Origin of the sequence: Pseudomonas sp. GM21 (assembly GCF_000282215.1) — a bacterium.
Taxonomy (GTDB): domain Bacteria; phylum Pseudomonadota; class Gammaproteobacteria; order Pseudomonadales; family Pseudomonadaceae; genus Aquipseudomonas.
In genome coordinates this window covers 23,143-43,241 of sequence record NZ_AKJS01000005.1, presented here as the reverse complement: position 1 = coordinate 43,241, position 20,099 = coordinate 23,143, and the positions used below count along the sequence as shown (strand labels likewise).

The window sequence follows — 20,099 nt, the reverse complement described above, 5'->3', positions numbered from 1 at the left end:
GCATCTCAGGCCGGAGAGTGCCCATGTCGCGCTACCTTTTTTTATCGCTGTGCGTGTTTTTTTCGGTGGCTCAGGCCGACGAAAAAACTGCCGCAAATAACGCTCACGACCTTGCCTACAGTCTGGGGGCGAGCCTCGGCGAACGCTTGCGCCAGGAAGTTCCCGACCTGCAACTCCAGGCACTGCTGGAAGGCTTGCAGCAAGCGTATCAAGGCAAGCCACTGGCATTGAAAGACGAGCAGATCGACCAGATCCTGGCCGAGCATGAAGCGCAAATCGCCGAGCAACCGGCGCTGCCGCAAAGCGAAGCCGCGCTCGAAAAAGAGCAGCGCTTTCTTACCTGGGAAAAAGCCAAACCGGGCGTTCGCGAATTGGCGGATGGAGTATTGCTGACGGAGCTGACACCTGGTAACGGAGCCAAGGCTGGCCCTGACGGCAAGGTCCAGGTTTTGTACGTCGGGCGTCTGCCGGATGGCACAGTGTTCGATCAGAACAGTCAGCCGCAGTGGTTCAGTCTCGACAGCGTGATCAGCGGCTGGCGCAGCGCGCTGCAAAACATGCCGGTCGGTGCGAAATGGCGCCTGGTGATTCCATCGTCTCAGGCCTATGGCGCGGAAGGTGCCGGCGACCTGATCGCACCGTTCACACCGCTGGTATTTGAAGTCGAATTGCGCGGCGCCACCAGCTGAATTGCGGACACAAAAAACGGCGCGCATAGCGCACCGTTTTTAGGTTGCAGGAAGAGATTCAGGCCTGAACCGAATCTTCTTCCTTGTGAGCCGTGTGCAACACTTCGATCAGGCAATCTTCCAGCTCGAAGCGTTCGTGCAACAGGCCGCCCAATTCCTTGAATTTCTCCGCGACGCACTTGCCTGCATCACACAGGTCATTGAACGCCAGCAGCTTCTCGGTGATGACATCGATGCGCGGGTAGAGGGTCTCGGCCAGTTCCAGACCACGCTTGTCGTTGAAAGCCTTGGCCTCCCCCGTCAACTGCTCGTAGATCTCGAAGTGTCCGGCAGACACGTAATCGACCAGCACGCCGCAGAACTCCTGCAACGGCTTGCGGTTTTCGCCGAGAGCTTCTGGCTTGGCGCCGAGAGCATCATAGGATCGAACCAGCTCGTGACGTTCCTGCAACCAACGATCGATCAGCAGATGTACTCCACCCCAACGTTCCTGAGCATTCTGACAACTTTCGAGCATGGTGATCTCTCTTCCCTTGTGGGTCATGCTGCCCTACACCTGTCGCACACTTGAAGGTCAAGTACCGGTCAGGCAGAGCGCCATCGAGCAACATAATACCAATGACACGTGCGGGCCAGATTATGCCCGCGCGGCTGTGGCTTCAAGGTACGCAGCAGATAAAGTTCATACAAGTGTTTAATCGCTCAATTGCACCCGGTGCGACGACTCGCCGCTGAGCGGTCGCTCACACGCAAGCCAGACGATGTGCAACAACTGATAAATTCCCAAAATCGTCATCGCAACAAAGAACAGAAGACTCCACTCCGGTACGCTCAGGTCAAACAACGTCCAGGCAATCTCGGCACAATCGGCATCCCCTTGGAACATCTGCGTGACTTGGCATAACCAGGGCATGTTCTCGTACGCCGCGTCCAGGTTGGGCGGGCACGTCAAAAGCTGATGCAAAGGATCACTCTGCAACAAAATCTGCCGCCACGCCGTAATCGTGCCCGCGAGGCTGCAGAAAAATCCGAGCAACCAATACAGGAATGATCCAAAACGCCCGGGTCCCTGCACGGAGGCGGTCAGGCTGATACCCGTTAGCAACGCCAGGCAAAACCGCTGCAAAAGGCACAAGCCGCAGGGCCTGAGACCGACCGCATATTCCAGGTAAAAGGAAACACCCAAGGCCAGGGAGCCGGTAATGAAAATCATGAAAAACAAGGAGCGTGAGCAGGCCAAAGACATGGCTTTTCCGTACCAGTAGAGACAGGTGGTTACGGTAGAGGAAAGCGCGCCAGCCTTTCAAGGCAGGCCGGCACGGACACTTCACCAGAAGCGTAGGGATTTCCCGACAGCATCGAGAGGATTTGATGTAGTCCTCTGTAGGACGAAGCCGACCAGGGACTACAAAGCTAAACACGCGACGAATTTCGAGCGCCAGAGAACGCCTCTCCGCCCTTGTAGATACCGTCTTGAACCTCACCGGGCAATCGCGTTTTGTCAGGCAAATCCCAGACGCAGCCTCGCGTTGCTCGTCAGCTGCTACGGGGAGGGTGGTGAGTCAGAGATAGTTGAGGGGACTTGTAGCAGCTGTCGAGCAACGCGAGGCTGCGTTCGCAAGCAGCCGGACGCAGGCTGTGCCAGCTGCTACAAACCAGCTTCAGGCGTGAGCCAGCGCCGGAAGCGGTGCCGCCAGCAGGCGCTCATCGAGCATGCCCAGGCCTTCCTGAAACAGCTGATTACTGCGCTCCGTGTCACCCAGTTGCGCCAGCAATCGCGCCAATTCGGCACAGGCTTCCGGATTGCGCTGCACCCGCAGGCTGCTTTCCAGATAATCTCGCGCCTTGCCCCACAAACTGTTTTGCAGACACAAGCGGCCCAGTGTCAACAACAGGCTTGGGTCGCCCGGATGACCTTTGAGCCAGCCCTCGGCATTCTGTAGCTGCCGAGCCGGATCGCTCCCGCGAACCAGCCCATACAGGCGCGCCAGATGACTGTCGTAATTGCGCTTGAGGGCCGTGCGCAACACCTCCTCTGCCTCGACCTGCGCGCCAAGTTGCCGCAGCTGCTCGGCATAGGCCAGCACCAGTTGAGGCTCCTGACGCTGAGCCGAGGTGAGCTGCTGCCAGGCGCGATTGAGCGATTGCAAACCGACCTTGCCGTCCTCTTCCTGATGCGCCGCCAGAGACAGGTTTTCACCCCACGCACGGCGCTCCAGTTCGGCCAGTTCGGCAGGCGGCAAGACTTTATCCTTGCGCAGCTCGGGCAACAGGCGGATCACTGCCGACCAGTCACCCCGCTGCTGAAGCAGGCGCTGCAACTGGCGCAACATCTGGGCGTTATGGGGGTGACGCTCATGCATGACCTGAAGCGTTGCCAAGGCGCTGTCGGTGTCGCCACGGTCGGCCTGCAATTGTGCGTGGTTCAAGGCAATCGCCAATTCGGCCTGCGGCTGGCGTTCGAGGGCACGTTCCAGCAAGTTGTCGCTTTCTTCGTAATGACCTTGTTCGTTTGCGGCACGAGCAGCGCCCAGGTAATAGAGCAATGGCTGGCGCTCGGCTTCGGCAGCCCGCTGCAGATGACGCTGCGCACTGGCCCAGCGACCTTCCGCCAAATCCAGCTGACCGTGCTCGATCGCCACTTGCACCCGTCGGCTGCGATTACGGCGCGACCAGGGATTGACCACGCCGCTGGAGGTCATCACCAGCTCAACTAACACCTTGATGCCCCAGAACACCAGCCACAATACCGCGAACAACGCCAGGGTCGCCCACAGGCTCGACTCGTAACGAAAGCTCTTGTAAGCAACCAGCACGTAACCGGCATGCTCGGCAATCGCCAATCCCAGCGCGGCAGCAGCGGCAATTACCAGGAACACGATCACATAGAGGCGTTTCATGGCGTTGCCTCCTGAGCGTTACCTGCGGCCGGTTTATCCATTGGTTTGATCGAGTCTTCGGCGTTTACATTACGCCGCTCCAGATAACCCTGGACCGCGCTTAACGTGGCGGTCAAATCCGGCGTCACGACGGTGACCCGCTGTTTGCTCAATTCACTCACTTGCTCGAGCATCACTTTGCTTTGTGGGTTGTCCGGGTTGAAATTACCGGTCAGAACATCTCGCGCCTCCGCCAGCGCCTGAGTGTAAACCGCTGCCTGGCCGTTGAGCGCGGCCCATTGCGCCTGTTCCAGCGCCAGGCTCAGGGCCAGACGCACCTGGCTCAGGCTCTGCCCGGCCAATAGTGGCCTGACATTTTTGTCGGCGTTGAAGTCAATGCGGATGTAGTGGGAGATCTGATCCCACCACTGCGCCCAACGACTGGCTCCGTCGCCATCGGCGGTCAGGCCCAGCAGCGAATCCCCCCGATCCTTGTACTCGGGCGCCAGCTCGGTGAGGTCGATCACCTGATCACGCAGAGCGCCCAGCCGCAGGAACAACCCGGTGCGATCCGGCTGCTCGGTGCTGCGCAACGCCACCAGGGTTTTGGCCACTTGCTCGCGAGCGGCGAAGGACCCTGGATCGTTCTGCTCACGAAGAATGTCGTCGGCACCCTGCACCAGCGCCTGGGCGCTGCTGATGTCCTGCAATGCAGACAAACGCAGGCTGGCCAGACGCAGCAAGTGCTCGGCCTCGGCCAGACGCCAATCCTTGCGGCTGGCGCCGAGGATGGTTTCCAGACGCTGGTTCAGGCGCTGTTGATCGCCCTGCAACTGTGCCACCAGACGGGCGCGCGCTTCGAGTTCATCGACGGCAGGCAGCTGCTCCAAGCGGGCGCTAATGCGCTGTTCATTGAGCTTGAGGCTTTGCGCCTGATCGTTCAACGCCTGCACCTGAGCCAGTTGCTGCTGGTTATTGGCCTGCAGGTGACGCACCTGCCAGACGCCCCAGCCACCCACTGCAATACCGGCAGCGCCGAGCAACAGCGCAACGATTGCCAGCCCATTGCCTCGGCGCTGCACGGCGGCAGGCGGCGCAGTTTCATCCGGAGTTTCAACCCGTGCATCGAGCACTGGCTGGACGTCATCTTTAGGCAAGGCAGTTTCGCTCACGTATCCATCCTTTGCATTAGAGAACGGGTTCGGGATGCTCCCGTAACGCCGTCAGCAAAGCCGCGGCACTGGCACCGCGACAATCCACAACTGTTTGGGCCCCGGCAGCACGTGCCAGCTCGGCGACCCTGGGGCTTGGAACAAACAACGGCAACCGCGCCAATTGAGGCCAGGCAGCGCCGGCCAGTTGATGCAGATGCTCAAAACCTTGCCCACTGCTGACCACCAGCCCGTTCAAGCGTTCCGCTTCGATCCGGCCAGGCAGTGCCGTCAGCGGGTAGTGAGGCAGGCCGCGACGGTACAACTCCAGATATTCGACACTAGCACCAAGCTCGCGCAAACGCTCAGCCAGGAGCTCGCGCCCACCCTCCCCGCGCATGATCAATACTCGCGGATCGGGCTGGGTGATCACCTCGCGCAACTGCGCAAGCTCAAGCAATGCTTCGCTGTCATCGCCTTCGGCTGGACAGGTTACGTCCAGCCCGCCATCTTCAAGGATTTGCGCGGTGGCGGCGCCCACACTGAACCACTTCAGCGCGGGGGGTTGCGGCCAATACCGGCCGAGCAGTTCGACACCGGCTCGGGCCGCGGGTTTACTGACCACAATCACCGCGCAAAAGCGATCCAGCCTCTGAATCGCCGCGCACATTGTGTCAGAGACTGGAATCGGCTCGATTTCCAAAAGCGGCAAGCTGCTGCTGAAAATCCCCGCATGCGCAAGAATTTCGCCCAGTGCTGCGGACTCATCCGCAGGGCGCGTGAGCAGCAAGCGCCAACCCGTCACTCGTGTCCCGCCTCGCCATAAACTGCTTTCAGAATATCGTCAGCGCCCTGGCTCAAAAGATCCTCGGCCACTTGCACGCCCAGGGCCTCGGCGTCGGCGCGTGGTGCGCGGGCCTCGGCACTGAGCAACAGACCGCCACTAGGATCACCGACCAGACCACGCAACCAGATCTGCTCGCCTTCGAGCACGGCGTAGCAGGCGATCGGTACCTGGCAACCACCATTCAAATGTTTGTTGAGCGCACGTTCGGCGGTCACGCGAGTGGCGGTGTCCTGATGATGCAACGGCGCCAGCAAGGCATGAATTTCGCTGTCCGCCGTGCGGCATTCGATGCCCACCGCGCCCTGCCCACCTGCCGGAAGGCTGTCGTCGACACTGATCGCCGAGGTAATACGATCTTCGAAGCCCAGACGAATCAGGCCAGCAGAGGCGAGAATGATGGCGTCGTATTCACCGGCGTCGAGCTTGGCCAGGCGCGTATTGACGTTGCCGCGCAGGAAGCGGATTTCCAGGTCCGGCCGACGGGTCAGCAACTGGGCCTGACGGCGCAGGCTGGAGGTGCCGACGATGCTGCCTTTTGGCAGCTCATCCAGACTGGCGTAGGTGTTGGAAACGAACGCATCGCGCGGGTCTTCGCGCTCGCAGATGCAAAACAGGCCGAGGCCTTCGGGGAAGTCCATCGGCACGTCTTTCATGGAGTGCACAGCGATGTCGGCTTCGTTTTCGAGCAGTGCGGTTTCCAGTTCTTTGACGAACAGGCCCTTGCCGCCGATTTTCGACAGCGGTGAGTCCAGCAGCTTGTCGCCGCGACTGACCATGGGCACCAACGTGACGAGCAGACCGGGATGGGCCTCTTCCAGACGGGCTTTGACATACTCGGCCTGCCATAGGGCCAGAGCACTTTTGCGGGTGGCGATGCGGATTTCGCGAGTGGACATGGATCAATCCGTACTGAATAGATACGGCGGATAATAACAGCTCAGCCAAATCCACTTTGACTTGTATCAGAGACTGCGTGGCCTCCCTGGCCTCGATGTCCTGCAAGCGGGTGTAAAATTCGCCGCTGAATGACGGTTTAAAGCTGCTGCATCATCTTGCGCACGCCGGCCACATGCCGTCGGCTGACAATCAATGCGTCACCGTTCAAGCCTTTAAGGAACAGCTGGAAATGCCCCAGAGGCGTGCGCTGCAGACGTTCGATGCGCTCGCGGGCGACCAGAGCGTTGCGGTGGATACGCACGAATCGATCGCCAAACTCATCCTCAAGGGCCTTTAACGGCTCATCCAGCAACACTTCGCCGCCTTCGTGGCGCAAGGTCACGTATTTGTGATCGGCAATGAAGTACACCACCTGATCCAACGGGATCAGCTCGATGCCCTTGCGGGTTCGGGCGCTGATGTGGCTACGGGGACCGCTGCCACTTTCAGCGGCGGGGCGTGTCAGGGCGGCGAGCTGGATACGATTGGGTCGCTCGGCTTTCTTTAATGCTTCGTGAAGATGTTCAGTACGCACAGGTTTCACCACATAGCCTACGGCGCTGGCCTGTAAGGCTTCCACGGCAAATTCATCGGGTCCTGCACAAAACACCACCGCGGGCGGAGTTTCGCGTTCGCACAATCGCGCAGCCACTTGCAGGCCATCGAGGCCTGGCATGCGGATATCGAGCAGCACGATATCCGGCTTGTGGCTGTCGATCAGTGCCAACGCCTCTTCGCCGTTCGTGGCGCTGGGCTCCAGGACACTATATCCCTCGAGTTCACCGACCATTCGGCTCAGGCGCTCGCGGGCCAGGGGTTCGTCATCAACGATCAGGACATTCATATTGCGCTGGATTCCTGCGTGAGTCTCGCACAAGGATAGCGTAGACAGGTGAAGTGACGTCCGTCACCGCGATCCACGCTAAGACTAGCGCGAGGTCCAAAAAGTGCCGCAAAATCGGCGGCTAAATTTTCAACTGCCGCGTGATTGGAGGCTCTGGCCCGCGTTGGCGAGGGATTCCCGCAGGGTTTGCCGATACACAATATGATCACCCTCTCTTCTTATAGTCGGTTGTCGCGCCAAGAAGTGCGCGGATCCTACTGTCCAACTGTAGACGGTTGCCGGGACGATATTGCTCAATTGAAAAATATCGTTGCGCAATTTTCCCAAAGACTCACCTTGAGTATGGACCGCGGCATCAGAAAAAAACCTGTCGACCAGTGTCAGCGACAGGATTGGCAACCCTGTTATTATCCGCCACAGCTTTCTACGTCACTTTTCTCCAGCCGATACGAGCGAATTCATGAGCACTGACAAGACCAATCAGTCCTGGGGCGGCCGCTTCAGTGAACCCGTCGACGCCTTCGTCGCCCGCTTCACCGCCTCCGTCACTTTCGACCAGCGCCTGTATCGCCACGACATCATGGGTTCGATCGCCCACGCCACCATGCTGGCCAAGGTCGGCGTACTGACCGATGCCGAACGCGACAGCATCATCGATGGCCTGAACACCATCCAGGGTGAAATCGAGGCTGGCCAGTTCGACTGGCGCATCGACCTCGAAGACGTGCACATGAACATCGAGGCGCGCCTGACCGACCGCATTGGCGTCACCGGCAAAAAATTGCACACCGGCCGCAGCCGTAACGACCAGGTTGCCACCGATATCCGCCTGTGGCTGCGTGACGAGATCGACCTGATCCTGAATGAAATCACCCGCCTGCAAAAAGGCTTGCTGGAGCAGGCCGAGCGCGAAGCCGGCAGCATCATGCCCGGCTTCACCCACCTGCAAACCGCGCAGCCCGTGACCTTCGGGCACCACATGCTGGCCTGGTTCGAAATGCTCAGCCGCGACTACGAGCGTCTGGTCGACTGCCGCAAGCGCACCAACCGCATGCCATTGGGCAGCGCTGCGCTGGCCGGTACCACCTACCCGATCGACCGCGAATACACTGCGCAGTTGCTGGGCTTCGACGCCGTCGGCGGCAACTCGCTGGACAACGTTTCCGATCGTGACTTCGCCATCGAGTTCTGCTCGGCGGCAAGCATTGCGATGATGCACCTGTCGCGCTTCTCGGAAGAGCTGGTGCTGTGGACCAGTGCGCAGTTCCAGTTTATCGATCTGCCGGATCGTTTTTGCACCGGCAGTTCGATCATGCCGCAAAAGAAGAATCCTGACGTGCCGGAACTGGTTCGCGGTAAATCCGGCCGTGTCTTCGGCGCCCTGATGGGCCTGCTGACCTTGATGAAGGGCCAGCCTTTGGCCTACAACAAGGACAACCAGGAAGACAAAGAGCCGCTGTTCGATGCCGCCGATACCCTGCGCGATTCATTACGGGCCTTTGCCGACATGATCCCGGCGATCAAACCCAAGCACGCGATGATGCGCGAAGCCGCGCTGCGCGGTTTCTCCACCGCCACCGACCTGGCCGACTACCTGGTGCGCCGCGGCCTGCCGTTCCGTGACTGCCACGAAATCGTTGGCCATGCGGTGAAATACGGCGTGGAAAGCGGCAAGGATCTGGCGGAAATGAGCCTGGAAGAACTGCGCAAATTCAGCGACCAGATCGATCAGGACGTGTTTGCCGTGCTGACCCTGGAAGGCTCGGTCAATGCCCGCGACCATATCGGCGGTACTGCGCCAGCGCAGGTCAAACTGGCAGTGGTTCGCGGCCAGGCGTTGCTCGCCAGCCGCTAAAAGCTTCGCGGGCAAGCCCGCTCCCACAGGGTCCGGTGTGTTCAACACTTTCCACTGTGGGAGCGGGCTTGCCCGCGATGACTGACTACAGAACACTACAAAACCTACTTCTTGGACGCGATCATCGCCATAAACGCTGGCATCGCCGCTTCCTTGTCCGCCGCAATCTTCTGCACATGGGGATTCTGCTCAAGCCGCTGCAACAGCGCTTTGGCCGCCGGCATTTCTGCCAACAAATCGACTCCAAACAGCTTCTGCCCCACGGCACACGCCAACGGCACGCTGTACAGGAAATACAAATCGGCAATGCTCAGACTATCGCCCGCGACATAAGGCGCGAACTTGCCGTGCCGCGCCAATGACGCGAACCCCAGCAGCAACTCGGACTTGGTCCTCTCCTTGATCGCCTCTGGCACCGGCGTGCCGAAAAACGCCTCGCCGTAGCACATGCGTCCCGGCAACTCTATGTACAGCTCGATTTCCTTGGCCAGCGCCAGCACCTGGCCACGCTCGAAAGGGTCGCCTGGCAACAGCGGCGTGCCTTTCTGGCTTTGCTCAATGTACTCAAGAATGATGGCGGTTTCATTAACGAAACCCTGTTCGACGCCCAGCACTGGCACCTTGCCGCGCGGGCTGATGGCCAGCGCTTCTGGGCTCGGGCCAGGGTAAAACAGCACTTCTTCGAACGGCAGTCCCTTCTCCAGCAGTGCCAGTTTCACCATGTTGTAGTAGTTGCTGACAGAGAATCCATAAAGCTTAAGCATCACAAAGCCTCCAGGCCGTGCGGGGTTGGCAGTCCTGGTTTATAGAACGCCCCAGCGTTTCTTGCCAGCAGCATCACAGCGCTGAATGCAGGTAAACTGGCGGCCTTAACTTGAGGAGCCTGCCATGAGCGAGCCAACTGATATCGAAATCGACGAAGAAGAGTTCGCCGAAAACACCCTGATCGAAGCCATCGAAAACCAGATCGAAAGCGACAACCCGCCAGCCGCCAAGGCGACCTTCAACAAGCTCACGCTGGTCGGTTACGAGCGTGAAGAAATCCTCAACCTGATGGCCCATGTTTTAGCGGTAGAAATCGACGCAATCCTCGAAGAAGACCGCGCGTTCAATACCGAATGGTACGAAACCGCTCTGCGTGCGCTACCCGAATTGCCGCCGGAAAAGAAGTAAGCAAAATGGATGGGAGACAGGCTTCAACACAAATTGTCACCCATCATTCCTGCCTTCCCCCAGACCCTGACTACACTGGAACGCACCCCGCTGCCGAACCACTGCCGGGGAATGCTTCCCGAGGTGAAAAAACCCTGATGCAGGCACTGGACATGCCGCACAAGTGGGCTCACCTTAGGGGCGCTGTCGTCTAATTCCTAGAAAGTCTGGAGTCCTTATGTCGCTTACCCCTGAGTTGGTTGCCGAACTGGAAATCCTCGCACTCTTCAACCTGGACAGTTCCCAGGAAGGTTTGAAAATTCATCAGACCGCTGCCCCGAAAGCCATTGCCGCCGCCCAACGCCTGTTTGAAAAGGAACTGATCGACCAGCCCGATGGCGGTTACCTGACCAGCCTGGGGCGTGATGCCGCACAAAATGTGCAGACTCTGCTGACCATACTGAGCGTCGAAGAAACAGCCTGAAGATCACCACATCGCCCACGGGAACCCCTGCAACCGGGTTTTCCGCGGGCACACCCTGTGACCTTCGCACCCGCGCGATAAAAATCTGACGTCAAAAAACGAATTCAGCTTAAGAGTGGCAGGCCCGAGGCGCTAAACTGCCTCCATCCGCCGACCCCACTTCCGAGCCTCGCGAGCCGGTTTGAGCTGACATGACCCGCACCCATGAAATCCGCCCCGATCTGGACGAGGGAATCGACCGCAAGGTTCTCAGTCAACTGCGCGCACGCTTTCTAAAGCTCAATGAAGGTCGCATGGCCCGGGCCATGGAAGGTTTGTCGACCCGCCAGCAAACGGTACTGACGCTGCTACCGCTGTTTTTCCACGTTAATCACCCGTTATTGCCGGGGTATGTATCCGGCAGCACACCGGCCGGGCTGTCGAACTTCGAGCCGGATGCCAACGCCCTCGCGGAAGCGCAACGCCTGACCCGCTCGTTTTCCTACAAACCGCGCCACGGCAGCAATCCGCCGCGACCGATCCACGGCCTGTTCTTGATGGGCAGCCTTGGCACGCTGGCTCAAGCCGATCAAAGCGACATGGACGTTTGGGTCTGCCATGCGCCGGACCTCAACGAAAGCGAACTCGCGGAGCTGCGTAAAAAGTGCCAGCTGCTGGAAGTCTGGGCTGCCAGCCAGGGTGCCGAGGCGCATTTCTTCCTGATCGACCCGACGCGCTTCGTGCTTGGTGAGCGCGATAACCAGTTGAGTTCCGAAGACTGCGGCACTACCCAGCACTACCTGCTGCTGGACGAGTTCTACCGCACCGCCATCTGGCTGGCGGGCCGCACACCGATCTGGTGGCTGGTACCGGTCTACGAAGAATCAGCGTACGACCGATACACCCACACGCTCCTGTCCAAACGCTTCATCCGCGCCGACGAAAGCCTGGACCTGGGGCATCTGGCCTACATCCCTCCCGGCGAATTCATCGGCGCCGGGCTCTGGCAGTTGTTCAAGGGCATCGAGTCGCCCTACAAGTCGGCGCTCAAGCTGCTGCTGACCGAGGTCTACGCCAGCGAACACCCGAAGGTTCATTGCCTGAGCCTGCGTTTCAAGCAAGCCGTGTTCGCCAATCAACTGGACCTCGACGAATTGGACCCTTACGTAGTGGTCTACCGCCGTATCGAGGAATACCTTAAGGCCCAGGGCGAACCGGAGCGGCTGGAGTTGGTGCGTCGAGCGCTGTACCTGAAGGTCAATCGCAAACTCACCGGTAACAGCCGCACCCAGAGCTGGCAACGATCATTGCTTGAGCGCTTGGCCCGGGAATGGGGTTGGGATCAGCGACAACTGGCGCTGCTCGATAGCCGCAGCCAGTGGAAAGTGCGCCAGGTCAGCGCTGAACGCCGCGCCTTGGTCAACGAACTGAACCACAGCTATCGCTTCCTGACCCAGTTCGCCCGCACTGAACGCACCGTCAGCCTGATCAACAAACGCGACCTCAACGTGTTAGGTCGACGGCTGTATGCAGCCTTTGAGCGCAAGGCCGACAAGGTCGAGTTCATCAACCCGGGCATCGCCCCGGACCTGGCCGAAGACACGCTGACGCTGGTGCAGGCGCCCAACAAGAAAGAGCCGGGGCAAACCCAATGGGGCTTGTACAACGGCAGCCTGACCGCTCAGGAGTGGGAGCATTTCGCGCCGCTAAAACGCAGCCGCCAACTGCTCGAATTACTCACCTGGTGCCACCGCAATGGCGTGATCGACAGCAGCACGCGGCTCGCCCTGCACCCCGGCACCAGCGACCTGAGCGAGTTCGAACTATTCAACCTGCTCGGCAGCCTGCAACAGAGCATCGCCCTGCCCTTGTCCACCGTCGCAGAGGAGCCTTTGCTGCGCCCCAGCGTACCGAGCGAGGTGTTGATTCTGGTAAACGTCGGCGTCGATCCGCTCAAGCACCATCGCGACCTGAACATCCTGATGACCACCGAGCGCACCGACTCACTGAGCTATGCCGGGGTCCGCGAAAACCTGGTGCTGACGCTGGATCAGGTCACACTCAACAGCTGGAACGAAGTGCTGGTCAGCCGCTTCGACGGCGCCCACGCCCTGCTCGACTGCCTGTGCGCTTACCTCAACAATCTGCCGAGCGGGCCACAGCAGCCCAGGCTACGGGTGCGTTGCTTCTGCCATAACCGTGCGCAGTTCATTGCAAGACGGGTAGAAGAGGTGATCGATGCCGCGCAAAACCTGCTACTGAGCAACCTCAATCACCGCTACCTGATACAGGTCCAACAGCACTATCACGTTCTGGAATTGGTGCCGGGGCAGGTTAATCATGTCGCCATTGCCACGTTGCCTGCGCTGATCGATTACCTGGGGAAGGAGCAGACAGGGTACAGCCCGCTGCACCTGGACCCGATGGCGCTGGAAGACCACGACCTCGCGCTGATCCTGCCGATGGGCCAGCCCGAGTGCATTCAGGTGTTCTACAGAATCTTTGAGGATCAGGCCGATCTGTATGTCCTGGACGAGTTGAATGCGCTGTGGCAGCAACGCTTGCCCTATCACGACGAACACAGTCTGTTGGTGCCACTGCAACGCTTTCTGCAATCGATCCAGTACCGGCGTGATGCCTTGTTGCCAATGGACGCCGCGCAGCCCTTGAGCCTGGACACGTTGTACTACCAACTGCTGCCGTCCGGCCCAGGGCGAGCACGCCGAGTCGAAGCGCGACCGGCGCCGCAAACGCCGGTCAACAAACCGTTCTACGACGTACAGGCAATCATCGGTAAAGCCGCACCGGACAAGGTGCAGGTGACGTTGTATTGCAATCAACGAGAGTTTTCGGAGCTGGAACATGGCGACCAACTGTTCAGCGTGGTCGCACAAGAAATCGTTGAGCAGCGTCGCGAAACCGAACGCTATCGCTGCTATATCACCGACCTGGACCTCTCGGGCCTGCTCGGTGACAGTCAGAGTTCCAGCAATCTGTACCTGCGATACAAGGCCGACCTGGAGCGCTCGTTAAACGAGGCGCTCGAACAGGTCTGAGGGGCGTTATTCCGGGAAGTCGCCGCCATGGGCAGGTTGTGATTCGACTTCCAGCAACGTCAGCTTGAGGGTCTTGCCGCCCGGTGCCGGCCAGTCGATGTGCTGACCGACCTTGAGACCCAGCAGCGCACTGCCGACTGGCGCCAGAATGGAAATCCTGCCTTCGTCAGCGTTGGCATCCTTGGGATAAACCAGCGTCAGGTGGTAGTCCTTGCCACTGCTTTCTTCACGGCAATGCACGCGGGAGTTCATGGTCACGACATCGGCAGGCACTTCGTCGTGACCGACCACGGAATCGGCGCGATCGAGTTCGGTTTGCAGCGCGATAACGCCCGGCAGCGTGTCATCCAGGCTTTCGATCAGGCGTTCCAGACGTTGTACGTCCAGACGAGTAAGGGTGATGGAAGGTGCGGTCATGATTGAGGCAGACTCCTTTCTTCTGCACAGAAAAAGCAAAACCCCGCCAGAAGAAGACGGGGTTTTAACGAGCCTCGATGGGTTGAGGCGTTTCTGGACACTATCACAGCTCAATAAATATACAAGCCAGGGACGACAGACACACCTTGCAGCTGGCGAAGCAGCTGGCGAAGCCTGCGTCGGCCGGTCGTGCATGGTGTCAGATGCAGGTTTTGCGCTTGGCAGCCTGCGCACAAATAACGCGCCGCCGCTCATCATCCGCCGAGCGCCATTCGCGGATGTCTTCGACATGGCGAAAACACCCGAGGCAGACTTTCTGCTCGTCCAGCCGGCACACACCGCTGCACGGCGAGGGCACCGCCGGGCTGACATTGCTGTAGGGCGGTTTAGGCGCGCGGACGGGCACGGGCTGGGTCACGATTTCACAGACCTTCGAAATCCAGTTCGGCGTCAGCTTGCTGCTTGACGATGCGCTCAAGCATCTCGCCCAGTTGCTCATCGCTCTTGTCGCACATCCAGCGCTTGCTCTCTTCGTCGTAGTCGAAGTGGAAGCCGCCAGACACAGCCGCCAACCACAGCTGACGCAGCGGCTCCTGACGACTGAAAATCAACTGGCTGCCGTTTTCGAACTTGACGGTTAGCACACCGGCCGAGCTCTCCAGATCGATATCCAGGTCACACTCGTCGAAAACATCTTCCAGCGTCTGCTGGGTGGCATCGACCAGATCGTGGAAACGGGCTTCGGTCAAACTCATTGCGGCAACCTCAAAAAGTGTCTGTTCACGCTCAAGCGCCGCAAGATACGGGCGAGCCCCGGTGATTGCAAAGGATAACGATCATGGGCCCTTCCTGCAGACCTGGAAACCTGTGGGAGCGAGCCTGCTCGCGATGAGGCCATCATATTCAAGATCTTTGTAGACTGACACTCCGCCATCGCGAGCAGGCTCGCTCCCACAGGGGTTGCAGTATTCCGCCCGAGGCTGATCAGCAAAGAGCCAAGCCCCGCCGGACGGGTGCTCCATCGCATAGGCAAGCTGTCGGGTGGCCGGTATACTCCGGCGCAATTAATGCATTTTCAAGGATTTCGCCATGAAGCGCCTGATCTCGTCCTTTGCTGCGCTCGCTTCGCTCGTCGCTTTTGCCTGCTTGTTATCGGCCTGCGGTCAAAAAGGCCCGCTGTACCTGCCTGATGAAGACATGGATCCTGTCGAGCAGGCCAAGTCGTCGCAGCAGCAGCCTGCATCCAAAGCACACAAGCACGACGTCTACCAATAAGGGAACGCCATGGACGCTTTTAATTACCGTGGCGGGGAGCTGTTCGCCGAAGGTGTGGCCTTGTCTGCCATTGCCGAACGTTTCGGCACACCGACCTACGTCTACTCCCGCGCGCACATCGAAGCTCAGTACCTGGCTTACGCCGATGCGCTGGCCGGCATGCCGCATCTGGTTTGCTTTGCGGTCAAGGCCAACTCCAACCTGGGTGTGCTGAATGTCCTGGCGCGTTTGGGCGCTGGTTTTGACATCGTCTCCCGTGGCGAGCTGGAACGTGTTCTGGCCGCTGGCGGCAGCGCCGACAAGATCGTGTTCTCCGGTGTCGGCAAGACCCGTGACGACATGCGTCGCGCCCTGGAAGTCGGCGTGCACTGCTTCAACGTCGAATCCACCGATGAGCTGGAACGCCTGCAAGTGGTTGCCGCCGAGCTGGGTGTTCGCGCGCCGATCTCGCTGCGTGTGAACCCGGACGTTGATGCCGGCACGCACCCGTACATTTCCACCGGTCTCAAAGAGAACAAGTTCGGCATCGCCATTGCTGACGCGGAAGACGTATACGTCCGTGCCGCGCAGCTGCCAAACCTGGAAATCCTCGGCGTCGATTGCCACATCGGTTCGCAACTGACCACCCTGCCGCCGTTCATCGATGCCCTCGACCGCCTGCTGGGCCTGGTCGACCGCCTCGGCGATTGCGGCATCTACCTGCGCCACATCGATCTCGGTGGTGGTTTGGGTGTGCGCTACCGCGATGAAGAGCCGCCACTGGCTGGCGACTACATCAAGGCTGTGCGCGAGCGTCTCGACGGTCGTGACCTGGCGCTGGTGTTCGAACCGGGTCGCTTCATCGTGGCCAACGCCGGCGTGTTGCTGACGCAGGTCGAGTACCTCAAGCACACCGAACACAAAGACTTCGCCATCGTCGATGCGGCCATGAACGACTTGATCCGCCCGGCGCTGTATCAGGCCTGGATGGACGTCACCGCTGTGCGCCCTCGAGATACGGCGGCTCGTGCCTACGACATCGTCGGCCCGATCTGTGAAACCGGTGACTTCCTGGCCAAGGACCGTCAGCTGGCCCTGGAAGAAGGCGACCTGCTGGCCGTGCATTCGGCTGGCGCTTATGGGTTTGTCATGAGTTCCAACTACAACACCCGCGGCCGCGCCGCTGAAGTGTTGGTGGACGGTGATCAGGCAGTTGAAGTGCGTCGCCGTGAGACGGTAGCCGAGTTGTTTGCTGGCGAAAGCCTGCTGCCGGAGTAACCCCATGCTGCTGCGTTTTACCAAGATGCACGGCTTGGGCAATGACTTCATGGTCCTCGACCTGGTCAGCCAGCACGCGCATATTCTGCCCAAGCACGCCAAGCAATGGGGCGACCGGCACACCGGTATCGGTTTCGATCAGTTGCTGATCGTCGAAGCGCCGAGCAACCCGGACGTGGATTTCCGTTATCGGATCTTCAACTCCGACGGCTCCGAAGTGGAACAGTGCGGCAACGGTGCGCGCTGTTTCGCCCGCTTCGTGCTCGACAAGCGCCTGACCGCAAAACGGCAGATTCGCGTCGAAACCAAAAGCGGCATCATCGAGCTCGATGTGCGTAGCGATGGCCAGATCAGTGTCAACATGGGTGCGCCGCGCCTGGTGCCGGCCGACATTCCGTTTGTGGCCCCGGAACAGGCCCTGAGCTATCCGGTTGACGTCGATGGCACGTCGGTCGAACTGGCTGCTGTGTCCATGGGCAACCCCCATGCCGTGCTGCGGGTCAGCGACATCAACAATGCACCGGTGCATGAACTGGGTCCGAAAATCGAACACCACCCGCGCTTCCCGGCGCGGGTCAATGTCGGTTTTCTTCAGGTCATCGACCGCAGTCGTGCGCAGTTGCGCGTCTGGGAACGTGGTGCCGGGGAAACCCAGGCCTGCGGAACCGGCGCCTGCGCAGCCGCAGTGGCCGCGATCAGCCAGGGGTGGATGGATTCGCCGCTATTGATCGACCTGCCTGGCGGGCGCTTGTCCATTGAGTGGGCAGGCCCTGGCCAACCGGTCATGATGACTGGCCCGGCAGTACGCGTATATGAAGGACAAGTGCGTCTTTGAGTGAGCGAAATCCATGACCGATAAGCCCCAGGCTCCCGCCCTGCACACCGACGAAGCCCCTAGCGAAAGCCTTGAGGCGGCGGCGATTGCCGCGTACCTGGAGGCTCATCCGGATTTCTTCGTCGAACACGAAGAACTGCTCCCGGCCATGCGCATTCCGCACCGGCGCGGTGACACCGTGTCCTTGGTCGAACGCCAGATGACCATCCTGCGCGACCGCAATATCGAGCTGCGTCATCGTCTCTCGCACTTGATGGACGTGGCCCGCGACAACGACCGCCTCTTCGATAAAACCCGCCGCCTGATTCTCGCGCTGATGGACGCCACCAGCCTGGAAGATGTAGTGATCAGTGTCGAAGACAGCTTGCGCCAGGACTTCCAGGTGCCCTTTGTCAGTCTGATCCTGCTGGGTGACAACCCGATGCCGGTGGGCCGCTGGGTCACTCACGCCGAGGCGCAAACGGCCATCGGCGGCTTGCTGACGGAAGACAAAAGCGTCAGCGGCAGCCTGCGTGAACACGAACTGGATTTCCTGTTCGGCGAAGAACAGCGCAAGCAGATCGGCTCCACCGCTGTCGTCGCGATCAGTCACCAAGGCATTCACGGCATCCTTGCCATCGCCAGCCGTGATCCGCAGCACTACAAAAGCTCGGTCGGCACTCTGTTCCTGAGCTACATCGCCGAGGTCATGGGCCGCGTGCTGCCACGGGTCAACAGCTCCCTGCGCTCGGTACGCTGACCATGGAACGGCAACTGGACGCTTACTGCGAACACCTGCGCAGTGAGCGACAGGTGTCGCCTCACACGCTGTACGCCTACCGCCGCGATCTCGACAAAGTGCTGGGCTGGTGCGTCAAACAGAACATCGACAGCTGGGCCGCACTGGATATCCAGCGCCTGCGCAGCCTGATCGCCCGCCTGCATTCCCAAGGTCAATCGTCCCGCAGCCTGGCGCGGTTGCTATCGGCGGTGCGCGGGCTTTATCACTATCTGAATCGCGAAGGTCTTTGCGACCACGACCCGGCCAATGGCCTGGCGCCACCCAAGGGTGAGCGCCGCCTGCCGAAAACCCTCGACACCGACCGTGCGCTGCAACTGCTGGAAGGGGCGGTGGAAGATGATTTCCTGGCGCGGCGTGATCAGGCGATTCTGGAGCTGTTCTATTCATCGGGATTGCGTCTTTCGGAGCTGACCGGGCTCAATCTGGATCAACTGGACCTGGCCGACGGCATGGTTCAAGTTCTGGGCAAGGGCAGCAAGACCCGTCTGCTGCCGGTCGGTAAAAAAGCACGCGAAGCGCTGGAACTCTGGTTGCCGCTACGGGCCATGACCAACCCGGCGGACGACGCCGTGTTTGTCAGCCAGCAAGGCCGGCGCCTCGGCCCACGGGCCATTCAGGTTCGCGTCAAGGCTGCGGGAGAGCGTGAGCTGGGGCAAAACCTGCACCCGCATATGCTTCGGCATTCCTTTGCCAGCCATTTACTGGAATCTTCGCAAGACTTGCGCGCGGTGCAGGAACTGCTCGGCCACTCAGACATCAAGACCACCCAGATCTACACCCACCTGGACTTCCAGCACCTGGCCACGGTTTACGACAGCGCTCATCCACGGGCCAAACGCATTAAGGGCGATGACTCATGACCATCCAATTGATCACCTTCGACCTCGACGACACCCTGTGGGACACCGCCCCGGTGATCCTCAGCGCCGAAGCCGTCCTGCGTGAATGGCTGACCGAGCACGCGCCGAACCTTGGGGGCGTGCCGGTAGAACATTTGTGGACCATTCGGGAGCGAATCCTGAGCAGCGAACCGGGGCTCAAACATCGCATCAGCGCATTGCGCCGTCGGGTGCTGTTCCATGCGCTGGAAGAGGCGGGCTACGACCATAACCAGGCAAACGATCTCGCCGACAAAAGCTTTGAAGTGTTTTTGCATGCGCGGCATCAGATCGAAGTATTCCCTGAAGTCGAGCCGACCCTGATAACACTGGCCAAGCACTACGCCTTGGGCGTGGTCACCAACGGCAATGCCGACGTGCGCCGGTTAGGGCTGGCGGATTACTTCAAGTTTGCCCTGTGCGCCGAAGATATCGGCATCGCCAAACCTGATGCGCGCCTGTTTCATGAGGCGTTGCAACGGGGTGGGGCGACGCCCGAGACGGCCGTGCATATTGGCGATCATCCGGGTGACGACATTGCCGGGGCGCAGCAAGCAGGGTTGCGGGCGGTCTGGTTTAACCCGCAAGGCAAGGTGTGGGAAGCTGATCGCCTGCCTGACGCGGAGATTCGTAGCCTGACCGAATTGCCGGCATTGTTGGCCCTCTGGAATTCCCAACACTGACATTGAATTCACACCCCCCTGTGGGAGCGGTGAAAGTCAGATTTTTGTACCACCCATGAAAAAGCCCGCGGCGACGGCGGGCTTTTTCAGAAAGCAAGGGC

At 59.9% G+C, this 20,099-nt stretch carries 22 protein-coding genes and 1 pseudogene; 11 read left to right on the top strand and 12 right to left on the bottom strand.

The genetic code is table 11. The features are described 5' to 3' along the window. Positions 1 to 23: 23 nt before the first annotated feature. Positions 24 to 689 carry an FKBP-type peptidyl-prolyl cis-trans isomerase gene (locus tag PMI22_RS28410; RefSeq protein ID WP_007942395.1) on the top strand — a complete coding sequence of 222 codons (666 nt, stop codon included), beginning with the start codon at positions 24 to 26 and terminating at the stop codon, positions 687 to 689. A 58-nt stretch (positions 690 to 747) separates the two neighbouring features. Here PMI22_RS28410 and PMI22_RS28415 read toward each other — a convergent pair whose 3' ends face one another. The 8 genes and pseudogenes from PMI22_RS28415 to PMI22_RS32370 all read right to left on the bottom strand — a co-directional run. Further along, entirely contained in the window at positions 748 to 1,206 is a 459-nt protein-coding gene (locus PMI22_RS28415) for an Rsd/AlgQ family anti-sigma factor (RefSeq protein ID WP_033048628.1), read from the bottom strand. 177 nt (positions 1,207 to 1,383) lie between these two features. Continuing rightward, complete coding sequence (locus PMI22_RS28420; RefSeq protein ID WP_007942393.1) at positions 1,384 to 1,935, bottom strand: disulfide bond formation protein B; 552 nt, start codon at positions 1,933 to 1,935, stop codon at positions 1,384 to 1,386. Positions 1,936 to 2,350: 415 nt separating this feature from the next. After that, the gene (locus PMI22_RS28425; RefSeq protein WP_007942390.1) at positions 2,351 to 3,589 is read right to left on the bottom strand and encodes a heme biosynthesis protein HemY; all 1,239 of its coding nucleotides are present in this window, start codon (positions 3,587 to 3,589) and stop codon (positions 2,351 to 2,353) included. Continuing rightward, positions 3,586 to 4,740 carry a uroporphyrinogen-III C-methyltransferase gene (locus PMI22_RS28430; protein ID WP_007942389.1) on the bottom strand — a complete coding sequence of 385 codons (1,155 nt, stop codon included), beginning with the start codon at positions 4,738 to 4,740 and terminating at the stop codon, positions 3,586 to 3,588. Before PMI22_RS28430 ends, PMI22_RS28425 begins: the two co-directional genes overlap by 4 nt. Before the next feature lie 16 nt (positions 4,741 to 4,756). Then, on the bottom strand, positions 4,757 to 5,524 hold the full coding sequence (locus tag PMI22_RS28435; RefSeq protein WP_007942388.1) for a uroporphyrinogen-III synthase: 768 nt from the start codon (positions 5,522 to 5,524) through the stop codon (positions 4,757 to 4,759). Then, entirely contained in the window at positions 5,521 to 6,462 is a 942-nt protein-coding gene (gene hemC / locus PMI22_RS28440; protein ID WP_007942386.1) for a hydroxymethylbilane synthase, read from the bottom strand. Before hemC ends, PMI22_RS28435 begins: the two co-directional genes overlap by 4 nt. Before the next feature lie 137 nt (positions 6,463 to 6,599). Further along, positions 6,600 to 7,346 (bottom strand): LytR/AlgR family response regulator transcription factor, encoded by a 747-nt coding sequence (locus PMI22_RS28445; RefSeq protein WP_007942384.1) that lies wholly within the window; start codon positions 7,344 to 7,346, stop codon positions 6,600 to 6,602. After that, a pseudogene (locus tag PMI22_RS32370) lies at positions 7,343 to 7,459 on the bottom strand (sensor histidine kinase); the annotation flags it as partial. The gene PMI22_RS28445 and the pseudogene PMI22_RS32370, both read right to left, overlap by 4 nt. Before the next feature lie 347 nt (positions 7,460 to 7,806). Between PMI22_RS32370 and argH the strand changes: the two are divergent. Then, positions 7,807 to 9,201 (top strand): argininosuccinate lyase, encoded by a 1,395-nt coding sequence (argH, locus tag PMI22_RS28450; protein WP_007942383.1) that lies wholly within the window; start codon positions 7,807 to 7,809, stop codon positions 9,199 to 9,201. A 104-nt stretch (positions 9,202 to 9,305) separates the two neighbouring features. Here the strand turns inward: argH and PMI22_RS28455 are convergent, their stop codons facing one another. Beyond that, positions 9,306 to 9,965, bottom strand: coding sequence for a glutathione S-transferase family protein (locus PMI22_RS28455; protein WP_007942382.1), 660 nt, complete (start codon positions 9,963 to 9,965; stop codon positions 9,306 to 9,308). A gap of 124 nt (positions 9,966 to 10,089) precedes the next feature. Between PMI22_RS28455 and PMI22_RS28460 the strand changes: the two genes are divergently transcribed. The 3 genes from PMI22_RS28460 (at position 10,090) to PMI22_RS28470 (ending at position 13,872) form a co-directional block, all read left to right on the top strand. Then, positions 10,090 to 10,374 carry a hypothetical protein gene (locus PMI22_RS28460; RefSeq protein WP_007894899.1) on the top strand — a complete coding sequence of 95 codons (285 nt, stop codon included), beginning with the start codon at positions 10,090 to 10,092 and terminating at the stop codon, positions 10,372 to 10,374. A 217-nt stretch (positions 10,375 to 10,591) separates the two neighbouring features. Further along, a complete protein-coding gene (locus tag PMI22_RS28465) occupies positions 10,592 to 10,837 on the top strand; it encodes a TIGR02647 family protein (RefSeq protein ID WP_007942381.1) in 246 nt (81 codons plus the stop codon). Positions 10,838 to 11,028: 191 nt separating this feature from the next. Further along, positions 11,029 to 13,872 (top strand): class I adenylate cyclase, encoded by a 2,844-nt coding sequence (locus tag PMI22_RS28470; protein ID WP_007942380.1) that lies wholly within the window; start codon positions 11,029 to 11,031, stop codon positions 13,870 to 13,872. A 6-nt stretch (positions 13,873 to 13,878) separates the two neighbouring features. On the opposite strand, the gene rnk is transcribed toward PMI22_RS28470, so the two are convergent. From rnk to cyaY, 3 genes are all read right to left on the bottom strand, one after another. Then, on the bottom strand, positions 13,879 to 14,289 hold the full coding sequence (gene rnk, locus PMI22_RS28475; RefSeq protein ID WP_007942379.1) for a nucleoside diphosphate kinase regulator: 411 nt from the start codon (positions 14,287 to 14,289) through the stop codon (positions 13,879 to 13,881). Positions 14,290 to 14,488: 199 nt separating this feature from the next. Continuing rightward, complete coding sequence (locus PMI22_RS30070; protein WP_081502721.1) at positions 14,489 to 14,707, bottom strand: DUF1289 domain-containing protein; 219 nt, start codon at positions 14,705 to 14,707, stop codon at positions 14,489 to 14,491. A gap of 4 nt (positions 14,708 to 14,711) precedes the next feature. Then, positions 14,712 to 15,044, bottom strand: coding sequence for an iron donor protein CyaY (cyaY, locus tag PMI22_RS28480; RefSeq protein ID WP_007942378.1), 333 nt, complete (start codon positions 15,042 to 15,044; stop codon positions 14,712 to 14,714). Positions 15,045 to 15,378: 334 nt separating this feature from the next. Here cyaY and lptM point away from each other — a divergent pair, with 334 nt between their 5' ends. The 6 genes from lptM to PMI22_RS28510 are packed head-to-tail and all read left to right on the top strand — an operon-like array spanning position 15,379 to position 19,998. Then, positions 15,379 to 15,564, top strand: a complete 186-nt coding sequence (lptM, locus tag PMI22_RS28485) for an LPS translocon maturation chaperone LptM (protein WP_007942377.1) — start codon at positions 15,379 to 15,381, stop codon at positions 15,562 to 15,564. Between the two features lie 9 nt (positions 15,565 to 15,573). Then, complete coding sequence (gene lysA, locus PMI22_RS28490; protein WP_007942375.1) at positions 15,574 to 16,821, top strand: diaminopimelate decarboxylase; 1,248 nt, start codon at positions 15,574 to 15,576, stop codon at positions 16,819 to 16,821. 4 nt (positions 16,822 to 16,825) lie between these two features. Then, the gene (dapF, locus tag PMI22_RS28495) at positions 16,826 to 17,656 is read left to right on the top strand and encodes a diaminopimelate epimerase (RefSeq protein WP_007942374.1); all 831 of its coding nucleotides are present in this window, start codon (positions 16,826 to 16,828) and stop codon (positions 17,654 to 17,656) included. Positions 17,657 to 17,669: 13 nt separating this feature from the next. After that, positions 17,670 to 18,395 (top strand): DUF484 family protein, encoded by a 726-nt coding sequence (locus PMI22_RS28500; protein ID WP_007942373.1) that lies wholly within the window; start codon positions 17,670 to 17,672, stop codon positions 18,393 to 18,395. Between the two features lie 2 nt (positions 18,396 to 18,397). Continuing rightward, the gene (xerC, locus tag PMI22_RS28505) at positions 18,398 to 19,297 is read left to right on the top strand and encodes a tyrosine recombinase XerC (protein WP_007942372.1); all 900 of its coding nucleotides are present in this window, start codon (positions 18,398 to 18,400) and stop codon (positions 19,295 to 19,297) included. Further along, positions 19,294 to 19,998 (top strand): HAD family hydrolase, encoded by a 705-nt coding sequence (locus PMI22_RS28510; protein WP_007942371.1) that lies wholly within the window; start codon positions 19,294 to 19,296, stop codon positions 19,996 to 19,998. The genes xerC and PMI22_RS28510 overlap by 4 nt, the downstream gene beginning before the upstream one ends. The last annotated feature ends 101 nt before the right edge of the window (positions 19,999 to 20,099 follow it).